This window comes from Ancylobacter sp. (assembly GCF_965249975.1).
Classification (GTDB): domain Bacteria; phylum Pseudomonadota; class Alphaproteobacteria; order Rhizobiales; family Xanthobacteraceae; genus Ancylobacter.
Genome location: NZ_CBDFNE010000003.1, coordinates 722315 through 738347, shown reverse-complemented (window position 1 = coordinate 738347; position 16033 = coordinate 722315). Strand labels below are relative to the sequence as shown.

The window sequence follows — 16033 nt, the reverse complement described above, 5'->3', positions numbered from 1 at the left end:
CGCAGGCTCAGAACCACTCCGATAACCGCCAGCCTTCCCCCTCATTAGGTGCAAAAATAGCACACATTGTGAGAACCGCTATGCTGCTGCCCTTGCTTTTTCGGGAGGTATCATTTTGGCGAAAATTCTGAGAGAGGAGGCTGGTGGCAAATTTGGTTTATAAAACATTGAATTTACAAGCAACTTTGCCCCAAGGCGGTGAGGCGCATTAGAAAAGTGTTTTTTTGCGCCATTTTTGCAAGATTGTGGCGCTCCAGCGGCCGTCTTGTGGCCCGGATTGAGACCGGACTAGGGTGCCGTCGAATCGAACCGTCATGCCATGCGGACACGGACGGATTCGAAAAAGCACGCACTGCGGCAACGCCGTACATAAAAGGACCGGGGGCATTTGATGTCGAAGAAGTTTGCCATTCCGCGCCGGGGCGCCGGCAAGGCCAAGCTCGTGATCCGCCGCAAGGCTGCGCCGGTGGCGCCCGCGGCCGTCGATAACAGCAAGGTTGCCCTGTTCGGCTCGGCCTCGGCGGTCGCCCTCGCCGCGCTGCTCAGCGTGGGCCTCATGGCCAGCCCCGTTCAGGCGGCGCCGGCGAGCTGCACGGAGAGCAGCCCCAACAGCGGCAACTGGTTCTGCAACAACAATCCGCCCGAGGTTTCTGGCGATATCAATGGCAATGCCAACGACAACACCATCGAGATTGTCGGTGGCTCTTACACCCTTGGCGACTACCCCTCTTCGAATGTGAACGGCGGCGCCGGCGCGGATACCATCACGCTCCGGGCGGACCCGAACAATGGCGGATCCTCGCTTGCCTTTGACGGCGACGTTAACGGCGACAGCGGCAAAGACACCATCACCATCGGTGGCGGCGGGTTGTCGAACCCGGCCTGGACGGGGTGGACGAACGTCAATGGCGACGTCGATGGCGGCGACGATGATGACATCATCAACATTACCGCCTCGGATCAGATGCTTACAGGCATCAACAAGAACGAGGCCAAAACCGCAGGCGGCAATGTCCTCGGCGGCGCCGGCGACGACGAGATCAACATCACCAACGGCTCGAAGCAGAACATCAGCATCGAAGGTGGCGTGGAAGGCAATTCCGGCGCCGACAAGATCACGATCAGCCAGACGAGCTCCTCCAAGATCACCATCGGTGACGATATCGATGGCGGCACGGGTGCTGACACGATCAAGCTGTCCGCCGCCAAGGGCGAGCTCAGCATCGCCGATCTCACCGGCGGCGATGATGACGACACCATCACGCTGCTGGTCGAAGACAGCGGCAAGCTCACCGCCGGTGACCTGAAGGGCGGCAACGGCAAGGACAGCATCACCATCACCGGCAAGACCGACGGTACATTCACGGCGGGCGCGGTTGATGGCGGTAATGGCGACGACACCATCGAGATCGGCGCCACGGATTCCGATGTCACTGTCGGCGACGTGAAGGGTGGCGCTGACAATGACAAGATCACGCTGAACGCCGGCGACGGCGGCGATATCGTCGCGAAAGACCTGGGTGGCGGCAGCGGCAATGACGAACTGAAGATCGTCACGACTGAAGGCGGCGACGTCACGGTTGACTCGATCGACGGCGGCGACGGCAACGACACGGTCGAACTGAAGGCGACGGATCGTGGCAGCAACATCGTCGTCAACACTAACATCAAGGGCGCCGACGGCGAGGACACCATCACCCTGACCGCCATCGATGGCGGCGACATCACCGTGGTCGACATTACCGGCGGCGATGACAACGACACGATCACCGTCAAGGCCACCGGCAACAAGAGCGACATCGGCCTTGATGATATCGAGGGCGGCAATGGCAACGACAAGATCAGCTTGATCGCAGAGAAGTGGGGCGAGGTCGAGTTCGACACCATCAAGGGTGGTGACGGCAACGACACGATCAAGCTGTCCGCCACGGATGCCGGCTCCAATGTCCGCGGTAACGATATCGAAGGCGGTGACGGCGACGATTCCATCACCCTCGAAGCCTCCACGAAGGGCCAGGTCGACGTCGACGATATCAAGGGTGGCGCCGGCAAGGACACCATCTCGCTGCTGGCGACCAACGATGGTGACATCAGCGTCGACGGCGATATCGACGGCGGTGATGACCAGGACAAGATCACCCTGACCGCTGAGGATGGGAACATCGACCTCCTCGATCTTAACGGCGGCCAGGCCGATGATGAAATCAGGCTGGAAGCGACCAAGGGCGGAACGATCACCCTCGATGATCTCGACGGCGGCTCGGGTGAAGACACGATCGGCCTGAAGGCGGATGGTCAGGGGAGCAAGATCTCCCTCGACAATATCTACGGCGACTCGGGTAAGGACGACATCACGCTGACGGCGACCAATGGTGGTGACATCAGCCTGACGGATAGCATCGAGGCCGGCTCGGGGGCGGACAAGATCAGCCTGAAGGCCGATGGCGGCACGATCAGCCTCAACAATATCGAAGGCGGCGATGGCGACGACGAGATCACGCTGACGGGGACTGCCACCAAGGGTACGCTGATTACAGTTGACGATATCCGCGGCGGTGATGGCGATGACGAGGTCACCCTCTCCGGTCTCAACAACATCGATCCGACCGGCAACTTCAAGATCACCGGTGAAGTTGACGGTGACAGCGGCTACGACGAATTGAATGTGGTCGAGGGTAGCAAGCTTTCGCTCGGCGACGTCACGGACTTCAATATCCTCACGGTTCAGAAGGACTCGTTCCTCCAGCTCACCCAGCAGTCGGTGGAATTCGACGAGAGCGGGATCAGGGACGGCGGCACCTATGTTGACGCCACCTCCTACCTCCAGCTCTCCAACACGGCGGCGCAATTCACCACCGGCACCTTCGAGCTGGTGGCCGCCGAGGGTGAAGACGGTTACCGCTCCATTTACACCGGCCGCGACGCCGGCTGGCTGAACCAGACGGGCGGCGTGCTGGACGTTGCCGGCGACACGTCGAACACCCACAACACGACGATCGACTTGGAGCATGTCGACGGGAATTATGTTCCCGGCGACAACCCGGCGGCCACCTTCCTCAACCGCGGCACGATCGCGCTGCATAATGGCGTCGATGACGTGACCGGCGACCGCCTCACCATCAACGGCAACTACCAGGGCGGCGGCAATCTGCTGATCGATACCTATCTGGGCGCCTCCAACAGCCCGACCGACATCCTCGTCATCGATGGCGATGTCGCGCCGGGCTCCACCACCACCATCTATGTCAACAACACCAACACGGGTGAGGGCGTCTTCACCGGCTCGGGCCTCGGCCAGGGCATCAAGGTGGTGGATGTGGCGGAATGGGGCACCTCGCCGACCGACACGTTCCAGCTGGCGCGCAACAGCGTCAGCGGTCAGCGCGAAGTGATGGCGGGCGCCTATTCCTACCGCCTGTTCCAGGATCCGGACAACGTCGTCCTGCCTAAGGGGATCCCCGACCCCGACACCGGCGCGGGCGACTGGTATCTGCGTGCGGGCTACACAGCCCAGGCCACCGGCTATGCCACGGCGCCTTCGGCGATCCAGCGCCACTTCTATGCGGGCCTCGACACGCTGAACAAGCGGCTCGGCGAGGTGCGTCAGCAGGACCAGTTGGAAGGCCGCAATGCCGATCTGGCCGTGGCGGCGACCAAGGCCCCGGCCTATCAGCCGGTGCCGGCGCCGAAGTTCCAGATGTGGGGTCGCGGCGGCGGATCGGATCTCAGGTACGACGTCAGCAACGGGTGGGACTTCTCGCAGCAGAGCTGGGGCCTGCAGGCGGGCGGGGACTACACGTTCGACTATGACAGCTGGCGCATCACCGCCGGCGCCTTCGGCGGCTATGGCTGGTCGGATGTCGACGTGGACGGCGACTGGACGTCCTGGGGCGGCAGTTCCTCGCTCAACATCGATGGCTGGAACGCCGGCATCTATGCCAGCATCCGTCAGGTCGGCCTGGTGCGCGGCGCGGGCTTCTATACCGACATCGTCGGCAAGGTGGACGTGCTCGACCTCGACATCAGCTCGAGCAGCAACGTGACGGCGAATACCAACGCCACGGTGTGGGGTGGTTCGATCGAGATGGGCTACGGCTTCGATCTGGGGAACAGCTGGGTGATCCAGCCCCAGGCGCAGCTGGCCTATGTCAGCGCCAATCAGGACGCCTATGTCGACTCGATCGGGACCTATGTCACGCCGGGTGATGCGGAATCGCTGATCGGTCGCCTGGGTCTGCAGGTGCAGTCCACCTTCGTCATGGCCACCGGCCAGACGATCACGCCCTACGCGATCTTCAACGTGAACTCGGAGCTCCTGGGCGACAACAAGACCAATGTCGCGGGCACCATCCTCACCAGCGACATCAACGGCACCTGGTACAATGCCGGCATCGGCTTCACCGCCGATCTGACGGGCAGCGTGGCCCTGTTCGGCAACGGCGAATACAATTTCGGCGATGTGCAGGGTTGGGCCGGCCAGGGCGGTATCAAGGTCCGCTGGTAAGCTCTGGTGCGTGGCGCGCGGCCTCCGCCGCGCGCTGGCAAGAAATAGCTGGGCCGGCCCTTGTGGTCGGCCCATTGCTTTTGGGCTTCGTCACGCCGGCTGTCGCCAGCCCTCGCCAAGCGCTGGGATCGGTGGCACAGACGGAGCCGTGATTTTCACCCCGTGGCGTGCCATGACGGCACTTCGCCCCTCGCTCATGCCCGGGACCGTTCCGGAGGACCTCATGCACCGTTTCGCCCGCCGTGCCGCCGCCCTGATGCTCGGCCCGTGCCTTCTGGCCGGCGCCCCCGCCGCCTTCGCCCAGACCGCGCCGGCGGCGCCGGCCGCGCCGAAGGCGCCCGTCCGCACCGAGACCACCACCTTCGACAATTGGGTCGTCACCTGCCGCGCCAGCCTGGAGAAGGGGGCGAAGAAGAGCTGCGTCGCCTCGCTCAAGGTGACGGAGTCGAAGTCGAAAAAGACGGTGCTGCTCTGGCAGATCGGCCAGGACAAGGCCGGGGCGCCGACCTATCTCGTCCGCACTCCCCTCGGCGTCCGGTTGAAGGATGGGGTGCAGATCACCATTGCCAAGGGCAAGCCGCGCAAGATCGACTATGCCTCCTGCCATTCGGGCGGCTGCGAGGCCATCGGCCCGTTCGAGGAGGCGTTCGGCAAGGAACTGCTCACCGCGAAAGAGGTGGTCGCGAGTTTCGTGCTCGCCAATGGCCAGACGGTGAACGTCACCCTGCCGATGGCCGGCATTGCCCAGGCTCTACCGGCGCTGAAAGGCTGAGCGGGCTGGCGGCGGCGAATCGCTGCCAGGCGAGGGCGCCGGGCGGCACATGTCGTTCACGTGACCGGCAGGACGGCCGATGCGCCCTTGTCCTGCCGGGGTTTGCGGCTTGACCAGCCCTGCCTCCCGCGCCGGGCTGCCATGAAGTCGATTGCGCCAGCGCTGGCGAATGTTACATTTCATTCGAGATGTTGAACAATGCGAGCCTGGAACCGCACTTCGCGCGGCCGGCACGACGGCTTCGGCCGGGGAAGTTGAAATGGTCGACGAGACCCAGATATGGGCCGGGGAGCGGGTGACGGAAACGTCCGCCGGCGACGAGCGGCCCTCTGTGCGTGTGCGTCCGAACGGGCCGCCCTATGGCGGGGCGTCCGGTGCGGCGGGCCGCGACCCGCGGCAGGCGGCGCGCCCGCGCAACAACGACCCCTGTTATGCCGCGCTCGACCTCGGCACCAATAATTGCCGGCTCCTGGTCGCCCGCCCCACCGGCAGCGGCTTCCGTGTCGTCGATGCGTTCTCGCGCATCGTCCGGCTGGGCGAGGGGCTGATCTGCTCCGGCCGGCTCGGCGCGGCGGCGATGGACCGGGCGGTCGAGGCGCTGAAAGTCTGCGCCGCCAAGATCGAGGCGCGCCATATCGTCGATCGCCGGCTGATCGCCACCGAGGCCTGCCGCTCCGCCGTCAATGGCGCCGAGTTCATCGACCGTGTGACGCGCGAGACCGGGCTCGAACTGGAAATCGTCGACCGCGAAACCGAGGCCCGTCTCGCCGCTTCCGGCTGCACGCCGCTGGTCGATCCGACCTCCGATGGCGCGGTGCTGTTCGATATTGGCGGCGGTTCGACCGAAGTCGTGTGGCTCGATCGGGTGGAAACACGCGATGGCGGCCCGCCGGCGGCGGTGATCCGGGCCTGGGTGTCGGTGCCGCTCGGCGTCGTCACCGTGGCCGAGCGCCATGGCGGCGTGAAGGTGACCCGCGACGATTTCGAAGCCATGGTCAATGAGTTCACGCCGCATCTCGCCGGCTTCGTGCAGGCGGTGGGCCCGCATAATTGCGGCCGGCTGCACCTGCTCGGCACGTCCGGCACGGTGACGACCATCGCCGGTGTGCATCTCGATCTGCCGCGCTATGACCGTTCGCAGGTCGATGGCACCTGGCTCGGGGCCGAGCAGGTGCGTGTGGTGGTGGACCGGCTGCTGGCCATGCCCTTCGCCGAGCGCGCGGCCAATCCGTGCATCGGGGTGGAACGGGCCGACCTGGTGCTGGCGGGCTGTGCGATCCTCGAATCGGTGCGCCGGGCGTTTCCCTGCGACCGCCTGCGCGTGGCCGATCGTGGCCTCAGGGAAGGAATTCTGGTGGAACTGATGCGTGCCGATGGTGTGTGGCGTCCGAGGGGCGGAGCCTCGACGTGATTGACAAGCCCCAGCCCGGCAAGGGCGGCGAGGCGCGGCCGCTGAAGGTGCGGCTGAAAAAGGCCCGCTCGCTCAGTTCTTCCTCGCAGAAATGGCTCCAGCGCCAGCTCAACGATCCCTATGTCGCCCGCGCCAAGCGCGAGGGCTGGCGCTCGCGCGCCGCCTTCAAGCTGATCGAGATCGACGACAAGCTGAAGATCCTCAAGCCCGGTCTGCGCGTGGTCGATCTCGGCGCTGCCCCCGGCGGCTGGAGCCAGGTGGCGGCGAAGAAGCTGAAGGTGGACGAAGGCCGCGGCAAGATCGTCGCCATCGACCTTCTGGAGATCGATCCCATCCCCGGCGTCGATTTCGCCCAGATGGACTTTCTCAAGGACGAGGCGCCCGAGCAGCTCAAGGCCATGCTCGGCGGCGAGGCGGATATCGTCATGTCCGACATGGCCGCCAACACGACAGGCCACAGGGCGACCGATCATCTACGCATCGTCGGGCTGGTGGAATTGGCCATCGATTTCGCCCGCCAGGTGCTGGCGCCCGGCGGCTGCTTCATCGCCAAGGTGTTCCAGGGCGGCACGGAAGGCACGCTGCTCGCTGACCTCAAGCGCGATTTCACCGCCGTGCGCCACATCAAGCCGCAGGCGAGCCGGGCGGATTCGGCGGAGCTCTATGTGGTGGCAACGGGCTTCCGTGGCCGGCCGCGCGCGGCGCCGGAAGCCGATTAGAGCACGTTCGGATTTGATTGCATCGCAACTAGATCGGTAAAACGTTCTCTATCAATCATTTAGAGGCTGATTCACTGATCAGGTTGTTTCAACCTGATCGGATCAGGCTCTAGCCCGCACTCCCCATCTCGTTTGGCGGCTCGGACACCTGCGCGGGCTTCACCCGCCTCTGGGCGAGTTCCGCGCCGGCATCGGGCGGCAGGCGCAGGAAGAAGAACACCGAGCACACCGCGATGCCCGCCACGACCAGGAAGGCGGCGCTGAAATCGCTGAGCGCGATGGTGCCGTCGCCGCGCCAGCTGCGCAGCCCGTCGAGCACCAGCGCCGCCACCGCCACGCCGGTGGAGATCGATACCTGCTGCGCCACGCTGGCAAAGCTGGTGGCCCGGCTCATCTCCTCCGAGGAAACATCGGCATAGGAGAGGGCGTTGGTGCTGGTGAATTGCAGCGAGCGGAAGAACCCGCCGAGCAGCAGCGCCCCGACCAGCACCAGATAGGGCATGCCCGGCCGGAACAGCGCCCCCACCGCGATGAAGGCGGCGGCGATGACGCAGTTCACCACCAGCACGCGGCGAAAGCCAAAGGCGCGGATGATGGGGGCCGCGGTGAATTTCATCGTCATCGCCCCCGCCGCCGAGGCGAAGGTGATCATGCCGGAGGCGAAGGGGCTGAGCCCGAAGCCGAGTTGCAGCAGCAGCGGCAGCAGAAAGGGAAGGGCGCCGATGCCGACGCGGAACAGCGAGGCGCCCACCACGCCGGCGAAGAAGGTCGGGATTTTCAACAGCGCCAGATCGAGGATCGGTTTCACCGTCCGTCGGGCGTGGCGGACATAGAAGCCCATCGACACCGCGCCGACGACGATGACGGCGAGCGCGAGCGAGGGTGCCACCGCGTGCTGGCCGAGCAGAGCGAAGCCGAAAACGAGGCCGGCGAGACCCAGCCCGGACAGGCCCATGCCCTTGAGATCGAAGGGCGGCACGTTCGGTTCGCGGATATCGGGAATGAAACGGCTCACCAGCAGGAAGCCGAGCAGGCCGATCGGCAGGTTGAGGAAGAAGATGTAGCGCCAGTCGAAATAGGTGGTGATGAAGCCGCCGAGCGGCGGGCCGATCACCGGCCCCAGCAGCGCGGGAATGGTGAGCCAGGCGAGCGCGGAGACCAGTTCTTCCTTCGGTACGGTGCGCAGAATGACCAGCCGCCCTACTGGCACCATCATCGCCCCGCCCATGCCCTGCAGGATGCGATAGGCAACGAAGTCCGGCAGCGAATGGGCGAGCCCGCACAGCAGCGAGCCGGCGGTGAAGATGGCGATGGCGGCGCGGAACACGGTGCGCGAGCCGAAGCGGTCGGCGAACCAGCCGCTCGCCGGAATGAACACGGCGAGGCTCAGCAGATAGGAGGTCAGCGCCAGCTTGAGCGAGATCGGGTCCTCGTGCAGATCGGCCGCGATGGCCGGCAGCGAGGTGGCGATCACGGTCGAATCGAGCTGCTCCATGAACAGCGCGCAGGCGACGATGAGCGGGACGAGACGTTCGGAGCGCACGGGCCGTTCCGGGATGGCGGGCGGGGGGGAGACGAGCAGCTTTCCGGCTATAACGCCGCAATCGCGCCCCCGCGACCACAAATGCACGCACAAATCTGTCATCCACGCCCGTTACGCAGGGGCTTGCTGGCGCGCATCGGCATTGCGTTCTGCACAGAGATAGACGCCTAGGAAAGCGTACAAGGCCATGGTATGAGCCCTCGCCAACTCGAAGCGCGCGGGCGCTGTGACAAAGGCCCGGTTCGCTTCGTTTCATCCATCCATCGGGCGGGTCGGGAGCCGTGTTCCCCTTGCCCCTAATCGGGAGTTGGCGATGTCGGTCTATGACGGCCTCGCGCGGGAAGCGCTCACCTTCGACGACGTGCTGCTGAAGCCCGGCCTGTCCGATGTCATGCCGGGCGAAGTCGATATTCGCTCGCGGGTGACGCGGAACATCTCGCTCAATATCCCGATCCTGTCCTCGGCCATGGACACCGTTACCGAATGGCGGCTCGCCATCGCCATGGCGCAGGCCGGCGGCCTCGGCGTCATTCACCGCAACCTCGATCCCGAGGTACAGGCGGAGCATGTGCGCCTCGTCAAGAAGTTCGAGAGCGGCATGGTGGTGAACCCCGTCACCATTCATCCCGACCAGCCGCTGGCCGATGCGCTGGCGCTGATGAAGAACCACGGCATTTCCGGCATCCCGGTGGTCGAGCGCGGCCCGAACGGGCGCGGCGGCAAGCTGGTGGGCATTCTCACCAACCGCGACGTGCGCTTCGCCACCAATCCGGCGCAGCCGATTTCCGAGCTGATGACCAAGGAACGGTTGATCACCGTGCGCGAAGGCGTCGATCAGGCCGAGGCCAAGCGCCTGCTGCACAGCTACCGCATCGAGAAGCTGCTGGTGGTGGACGATGAAGGCCGGTGCGTCGGCCTGATCACCGTCAAGGACATGGAAAAGGCCGTCACCAACCCCAATGCCGCCAAGGACGAGCAGGGCCGCCTGCGCGTCGGCGCCGCCACCACGGTGGGCGAGGACGGCTATCGCCGCGCCGAATTGCTGATCGAGGCCGGCGTCGATCTCGTCGTGGTCGACACCGCGCACGGCCATTCCCGCAAGGTGCTCGACCAAGTCAGCCGCATCAAGACGCTGTCCAACAGCGTGCAGATCCTCGCCGGCAATGTCGCCACCGCCGAGGCGACGCAGGCGCTGATCGACGCCGGCGCCGACGCGATCAAGGTCGGCATCGGTCCGGGATCGATCTGCACCACCCGCATCGTCGCCGGTGTCGGCGTGCCCCAGCTCACCGCCATCCTTGACGCGGTAGAAGCCGCGAAGAAGAGCGATGTGCCCGTGATCGCCGATGGCGGCATCAAGTTCTCCGGCGATCTCGCCAAGGCACTGGCCGCCGGCGCGGATTGCGCGATGATCGGCTCGCTGCTGGCCGGCACGGATGAGAGCCCGGGCGAAGTTTATCTCTACCAGGGCCGCTCCTATAAGTCGTATCGCGGCATGGGCTCGGTGGGTGCCATGGCGCGCGGCTCGGCCGACCGCTATTTCCAGGCGGAGGTAAAGGACACGCTGAAGCTGGTGCCGGAAGGCATCGAGGGTCAGGTGGCCTATAAGGGGCCGGTGGGCGGCGTTCTGCACCAGCTCGCCGGTGGTCTGCGCGCCGCCATGGGCTATGTCGGTGGCGCCACGCTACAGGATTTCCGCGAGAAGGCGCAGTTCGTGCGCATCTCCGGCGCTTCGCTGCGCGAGAGCCATGTGCACGACGTGACCATCACCCGCGAGAGCCCGAACTATCCGGGGGCCGTCTGAGCGTCGGCTTTGGCCGGCGCCGCACCGATGAGGGAGGGCTGATCCATGTACGTCACTGCCACGCTGTTGCCCGTGTTCGTACAGGTCGCCCTTACCTTCGCCGTGCTGTTCCGGCTGGGGGCGGTGCGTCTCAAAGCCATCCGGGCCGGCGGCTTGGTGCGCGAGGAGGTGGTGCTGGGCGACACGGGCTGGCCGCCGATTGTGCGGCAGGCCAGCAACTGCTTCCGCAACCAGTTCGAACTGCCGGTGCTGTTCTATGTCCTGGTGGTTCTGGCGCTGCTGACGCGCCAGGCGAGCGACCTTTTTCTCGTGCTGGCGTGGCTGTTCGCCATCAGCCGCATCGTCCACGCCTATGTCTATGTGACCAGCAATCACATTGGCTGGCGCTTCGGCGCCTTTGCCTTCGGTGCGCTGGTGCTGCTGGCGATGTGGGTGCTGTTCGCGCTGGCGATCCTGCTGGCGCCGGCGCTGCCGTGACGCCTTTGTTTATTGTGGAGTTGACATGACGCCGGCTGCCAGGCTTTCCGCCGCCATCGAGGTGATCGGCACGATCCTCGCCGAACGCCGTCCGGCCGCCGACGTGCTGAAGGATTGGGGCCGCAGCCACCGCTTCGCCGGCTCGGGCGACCGCGCGGCGCTGGCCTCGCTGGTCTACGACACGCTGCGCCGCCGCGCCTCCGCCGCCTGGATCATGGGCGAACGTGTCGGCGAGGAGACCTCGCGCGGGCTGGTTCTCGGCATGCTGAAGGTGGCGCGCGGCCTCGATGTCGACGCCATCGCCGCGTTGTGCGACGGCGGGCGCTTCGCCCCCGCGCCGCTGAGCGAGGCCGAGCATCAGCGCCTTTCGCAGGCAAACCTCGACGACGCGCCTGCGCCGGTGCGCGGCGATTACCCGGAATGGCTCGACGCCCCGCTCGCCGCCGTGTTCGGCGAAGCGCGTGCCGAGGAGGGCGCGGCGCTTGCCGAGCGTGCCCCGCTCGACCTGCGGGTCAATTCGTTGAAGGGCGATGTGGAGAAGGCGAGCGAACTCATCGCCCATCTGGCGCCGACTCCCGGCGCCTGGTCGCCGCTCGCTCTGCGCATCGCGCTGGAGGCCGACGGCAAGGCGCCTCCGCTGACCTCCGAACCGGCCTATCTAAAGGGGCTGGTGGAGATACAGGACGAAGGCTCGCAGATCGCTGCCATTCTCGCCGCCCCGCCGCGCGGCGGGCAGGTGCTGGATTTGTGTGCCGGCGGTGGCGGCAAGACGCTGGAACTCGCCGCGCTGATGGATGGTGCCGGCCAGCTCTACGCCTATGACGACGATCTGCGCCGCCTCGCGCCGATCCATGAGCGGGTGCAGCGCGCCGGCGCCCATAATGTTCAGGTCCGCTCGCCGCGCGGCAAGGCGGATGTGCTGGAAGACCTTGCCGGCCGCATGGACCTCGTTCTGGTCGATGCGCCCTGCACCGGCACGGGCACCTGGCGCCGCAACCCGGATGCGAAATGGCGTATGCGCCCCGGCGCGCTGGCAGAGCGGGTGAAGGAGCAGGCCGCGATCCTCGATACCGCCGCCCACTATGTGAAGCTTGGCGGGCGGCTGGCCTATGTCACCTGCTCGCTGCTGGACGAAGAGAATGTCGACCAGGTGCGGGGCTTCCTCGCCCGCCATGCCGGGTTCCACCTCCTGCCGCCGGCGGAAGCCGCGCTGGCGCTCGGCGAGCGCGGCATCACGCTGCGCGCCGCCGCGCTGGAGCGGCCCGAGGGCCTGCTGCTGACCCCACGCCGCACCGGCACGGACGGCTTCTTCATCAGCCTGATGGTGCGTGCCGACCAAGCCGGATAAATGAACGCCACCGAGACCGCCCGCGCCGCCGAGAGCCACGAGACAGAGCCCGCCATGACCCAGTTTGACCCGACCGCCGCCACCGCCGAGCACGACACCATCCTCATCATCGATTTTGGCTCGCAGGTCACGCAGCTCATCGCCCGCCGCGTGCGCGAGGAGGGGGTCTATTCCGAGATCGTGCCGTTCCAGAGCGCGGCGGAAGCGGTGCGGCGGCTCAAGCCGGTGGGCATCATCTTCTCCGGTGGCCCGGCCTCGGTGATGGACGAAGGCAGCCCGCGCGCCCCGCAGGAGGCGTTCGACCTCGGCGTGCCGATCTTCGCCATCTGCTACGGCCAGCAGACCTGCGCGCTCCAGCTGGGCGGCGAGGTGGAGGGCGGCCACGCCGCCGAATTCGGCCGCGCCGAGGTGACGGTGCACAAGCCCAGCGCGCTCTATGACGGCGTGTGGGACGTGGGCGAGCGCTATCCCGTGTGGATGAGCCATGGCGACCGCGTGACCCGCCTGCCGGAAGGGTTCGAGGTGGTGGCAACGTCCGAGAATGCGCCCTTCGCCGTGGCGGTGAATGAAGAGCGGCGCATCTACACCACCATGTTCCACCCGGAAGTGGTGCACACGCCGCATGGCGCGGCGCTGATCCGCAATTTCGTTCGCAAGATCGCCGGCGCCCGCGGCGACTGGGGCATGCGGGCCTATCGCGAGGAATCCATCCGCCGCATCCGCGAGCAGGTGGGGTCGGAGAAGGTGATCTGCGGCCTTTCCGGCGGCGTCGATTCCTCGGTGGCGGCGGTGCTGATCCATGAGGCGATCGGCGACCAGCTCACCTGTGTCTTCGTCGATCACGGGCTTCTGCGCCTCGGCGAGGCGCAGAAGGTGGTTACGCTGTTCCGCGACGCCTACAACATCCCGCTGGTGCATGTGGATGCCTCCGAGATGTTCCTCGGCGCGCTGGAAGGCGTCACCGACCCCGAGGTGAAGCGCAAGACCATCGGCAAGCTGTTCATCGACGTGTTCGAGGCGGAAGCGAAGAAGGTCGGCGGCGCCGCCTTCCTCGCCCAGGGCACGCTCTATCCTGACGTGATCGAGTCCGTCTCCTTCACCGGCGGCCCCTCGGTGACGATCAAGAGCCACCACAATGTCGGCGGCTTGCCCGCGCGCATGAACATGAAGCTGGTGGAGCCGCTGCGCGAACTGTTCAAGGACGAGGTGCGGGCGCTCGGCCGCGAACTCGGCCTGCCGGACGTGTTCGTGGGCCGCCACCCCTTCCCAGGACCGGGCCTCGCCATTCGCTGCCCCGGCGAGATCACCCGCGAGAAGCTCGACATCCTGCGCCTCGCCGATGAAATCTACCTCGAAGAGATCCGCCGCCATGGGCTTTACGAGGAAATCTGGCAGGCTTTCGCCGTCATTCTGCCGGTGAAGACCGTGGGCGTGATGGGCGATTTCCGCACCTATGACTATGTGGTCGGCCTGCGCGCCGTGACCTCGGTCGACGGCATGACGGCGGATTTCTACCCGTTCGACATGGCCTTCCTCGGCCGGGTCGCCACCCGCATCGTCAACGAGGTCAAGGGCGTCAACCGCGTGGTCTACGACGTGACCTCGAAGCCGCCCGGGACCATCGAGTGGGAGTGAACTAGGGTGGTTTCAGACCATCCCGCGCCGTGCCGGAAATCGCACCAACCCTCTGGCTAACAACGATTTTTCTTCCTACCCCGTATCACTGCATGTCACCCCAGCCGGACCACTTTGTTGGTACCGATGTTGGTATGGCGCAGGATGGTCGAGAAACGGGCTTCCGGTACCAACAGCGCCTGTTGATGGTATCCGTTCGCCCCCCGACCGGATGCGGATTTATGAGCGAACTCACTGATAAAGAACTGAAAAATCTGAAGCCGAGGGCCAAGCTCTACAAGGTGACGGACCGCGACGGGATGTATGCGGCCGTCACCCCGACCGGGGTCGTTTCGTTCCGGTATCAGTATCGGGTGAACGGGCGGCAGGAGGTGTTGACCATCGGCCGATATAGCGCCGAGGCGGCGCGCAAGCTGACACGGGCGCCCGACGCGCTGGAATACGGCATGGAGGTGTCGCTTGCGGAGGCAAGGTCGCTGCTGGCTCGGGCTCGACGTCAGGTCGAGCGGGGCGAGTCGCCGTCGAAAGCCAAGGTAGAGAAGCGCACCGCGTCAGCCGAGGCTTTGACGTTTGGCGGGTGGGCGGAAGCCTATTTCAAGCATAAGGCCGATCCCAAGTCAGGGGCCGAGAAACTGGCTGACAGCACACTGGCCATGCGCCGCTCGGTCTATGATCGCGCTATCGCGGGAGAGTTGTCGAAGCTCAAGCTGGGGGAGGTGACGCCGCAGCGTCTCAAACGCCTGTGCGACGAGGTCAAGGAGAAGCGCGGGCCGGCCGTCGCCGTGCATGTCCGCGAGGTCGTGTTGCTGGTGTTCCGCCATGCCCAGGGAAGCGGACTGGACGTGAGCAACCCGGCCGAGTCGATCCGTACCAGCGCCATCGCCACCTTCGAGCCGCGCGAGCGCGCCCTATCGCCGTCTGAGGTCCGCGCGGTCCTGACTGCTCTGGATCATGTGGCGGCGGCGCCCACGCTGCGCTCAGCGGTGAAGTTCGTCCTGTTGACCGGCGTCCGCAAGTCGGAGTTCATCGACGCCACATGGAAGGAAATCGACTTCGCCGCCGCGCGCTGGACGATCCCGGCCGAGCGCATGAAGGCCGGCAAGGCGCATGTCGTCCCGCTGAGCGATCAGGCGCTCGACATCCTGACGGCGTTCCGCACCATGTTCGGCGCCAGCCGATACCTGCATCCCGGCCGGTACGACGGCGACACGCCCATCAGCAACGCCACGCTCAACCGCGTGATCGACACGGTGGTAGAGCGCATCCGCGAGGATGATCCGGATTTTCAGAGCTTCGGTGTTCACGACCTGCGTCGAACGTTTTCGACCGGCCTGAACCGCGCCAAGTTCGATGATCGCTGGATCGAGATGAGCTTGGCCCACGCGCCCCGCAACCGGATCGCGGCCGTCTACAACGTGAACCGTTATCTCGCTGAGCGGAAGATCATGCTCCAGTGCTGGGCTGACATGCTCGACGCTTGGGTAGACGGGCGATCCGCGAGGGATCTGATCGCCGCCGCAAAACAGCGCGCCGCTGAGGTGCGCGATGACGCATTGGATGATGATCTCTGAGCGAGATTCTTCGCCATCCATTTTGTCAGTCATTAGTGGCCCGCCAACGGGGTGGATCCGCGACCCATCGGTTGATATCGGTTTCCCGCCAGCCCGCGCCGTTTGTGCTGATCCTGAGCTGGGCGGGAAACGTCCCCTCGGCGATCTTGCGGTAGATGGTGGAACGGGACAGGCCAGTGCGGGTAAGGACGGTCTTGAGGCGGATGATACGCTCTGGTGTCTGCATGGCGGTGCTGCCTCCTGCTGGAT

General features: G+C 65.6%; 11 protein-coding genes. 9 read left to right on the top strand and 2 right to left on the bottom strand.

Annotation, left to right across the window (positions count from 1 at the left end; all coding sequences use genetic code 11):
* Positions 1-391 precede the first annotated feature (391 nt).
* The 4 genes from ACP2AH_RS03645 to ACP2AH_RS03630 all read left to right on the top strand — a co-directional run bounded on the left by ACP2AH_RS03645 (position 392) and on the right by ACP2AH_RS03630 (position 7406).
* On the top strand, positions 392-4504 hold the full coding sequence (locus ACP2AH_RS03645) for an autotransporter outer membrane beta-barrel domain-containing protein (RefSeq protein WP_425104534.1): 4113 nt from the start codon (positions 392-394) through the stop codon (positions 4502-4504).
* 223 nt (positions 4505-4727) lie between these two features.
* A complete protein-coding gene (locus tag ACP2AH_RS03640) occupies positions 4728-5276 on the top strand; it encodes an invasion associated locus B family protein (protein ID WP_425104533.1) in 549 nt (182 codons plus the stop codon).
* A gap of 259 nt (positions 5277-5535) precedes the next feature.
* Positions 5536-6687 (top strand): Ppx/GppA phosphatase family protein, encoded by a 1152-nt coding sequence (locus ACP2AH_RS03635; protein WP_425104532.1) that lies wholly within the window; start codon positions 5536-5538, stop codon positions 6685-6687.
* On the top strand, positions 6684-7406 hold the full coding sequence (locus tag ACP2AH_RS03630; RefSeq protein ID WP_425104531.1) for an RlmE family RNA methyltransferase: 723 nt from the start codon (positions 6684-6686) through the stop codon (positions 7404-7406). Before ACP2AH_RS03635 ends, ACP2AH_RS03630 begins: the two co-directional genes overlap by 4 nt.
* 109 nt (positions 7407-7515) lie before the next feature.
* Here ACP2AH_RS03630 and ACP2AH_RS03625 read toward each other — a convergent pair whose 3' ends face one another.
* Positions 7516-8949 (bottom strand): MFS transporter, encoded by a 1434-nt coding sequence (locus ACP2AH_RS03625; RefSeq protein ID WP_425104530.1) that lies wholly within the window; start codon positions 8947-8949, stop codon positions 7516-7518.
* Positions 8950-9262: 313 nt separating this feature from the next.
* Between ACP2AH_RS03625 and guaB the strand changes: the two genes are divergently transcribed.
* From guaB to ACP2AH_RS03600, 5 genes are all read left to right on the top strand, one after another.
* On the top strand, positions 9263-10753 hold the full coding sequence (guaB, locus tag ACP2AH_RS03620) for an IMP dehydrogenase (protein WP_307020216.1): 1491 nt from the start codon (positions 9263-9265) through the stop codon (positions 10751-10753).
* A gap of 45 nt (positions 10754-10798) precedes the next feature.
* On the top strand, positions 10799-11230 hold the full coding sequence (locus tag ACP2AH_RS03615) for an MAPEG family protein (protein ID WP_425104529.1): 432 nt from the start codon (positions 10799-10801) through the stop codon (positions 11228-11230).
* A gap of 25 nt (positions 11231-11255) precedes the next feature.
* Positions 11256-12578 carry an RsmB/NOP family class I SAM-dependent RNA methyltransferase gene (locus ACP2AH_RS03610; RefSeq protein ID WP_425104528.1) on the top strand — a complete coding sequence of 441 codons (1323 nt, stop codon included), beginning with the start codon at positions 11256-11258 and terminating at the stop codon, positions 12576-12578.
* Between the two features lie 54 nt (positions 12579-12632).
* Positions 12633-14213 (top strand): glutamine-hydrolyzing GMP synthase, encoded by a 1581-nt coding sequence (guaA, locus tag ACP2AH_RS03605; RefSeq protein ID WP_425104724.1) that lies wholly within the window; start codon positions 12633-12635, stop codon positions 14211-14213.
* Between the two features lie 221 nt (positions 14214-14434).
* Positions 14435-15784: a tyrosine-type recombinase/integrase gene (locus tag ACP2AH_RS03600; RefSeq protein ID WP_425104527.1), complete on the top strand. Its 1350-nt coding sequence runs from the start codon at positions 14435-14437 to the stop codon at positions 15782-15784.
* A 25-nt stretch (positions 15785-15809) separates the two neighbouring features.
* On the opposite strand, the gene ACP2AH_RS03595 is transcribed toward ACP2AH_RS03600, so the two are convergent.
* On the bottom strand, positions 15810-16010 hold the full coding sequence (locus tag ACP2AH_RS03595; protein WP_425104526.1) for a helix-turn-helix transcriptional regulator: 201 nt from the start codon (positions 16008-16010) through the stop codon (positions 15810-15812).
* Positions 16011-16033: the final 23 nt, after the last annotated feature.

What these genes read in the sequence shown, in the direction of transcription:
- ACP2AH_RS03640 (WP_425104533.1), top strand. Translation starts at nt 4,728, where the DNA reads ATGCACCGTTTCGCCCGCCGTGCCGCCGCCCTGATGCTCGGCCCGTGC.
- ACP2AH_RS03635 (WP_425104532.1), top strand. Translation starts at nt 5,536, where the DNA reads ATGGTCGACGAGACCCAGATATGGGCCGGGGAGCGGGTGACGGAAACG.
- guaA (WP_425104724.1), top strand. Translation starts at nt 12,633, where the DNA reads ATGACCCAGTTTGACCCGACCGCCGCCACCGCCGAGCACGACACCATC.
- ACP2AH_RS03595 (WP_425104526.1), bottom strand. Translation starts at nt 16,010, where the DNA reads ATGCAGACACCAGAGCGTATCATCCGCCTCAAGACCGTCCTTACCCGC.
- ACP2AH_RS03610 (WP_425104528.1), top strand. Translation starts at nt 11,256, where the DNA reads ATGACGCCGGCTGCCAGGCTTTCCGCCGCCATCGAGGTGATCGGCACG.
- ACP2AH_RS03645 (WP_425104534.1), top strand. Translation starts at nt 392, where the DNA reads ATGTCGAAGAAGTTTGCCATTCCGCGCCGGGGCGCCGGCAAGGCCAAG.
- ACP2AH_RS03600 (WP_425104527.1), top strand. Translation starts at nt 14,435, where the DNA reads ATGAGCGAACTCACTGATAAAGAACTGAAAAATCTGAAGCCGAGGGCC.
- guaB (WP_307020216.1), top strand. Translation starts at nt 9,263, where the DNA reads ATGTCGGTCTATGACGGCCTCGCGCGGGAAGCGCTCACCTTCGACGAC.
- ACP2AH_RS03615 (WP_425104529.1), top strand. Translation starts at nt 10,799, where the DNA reads ATGTACGTCACTGCCACGCTGTTGCCCGTGTTCGTACAGGTCGCCCTT.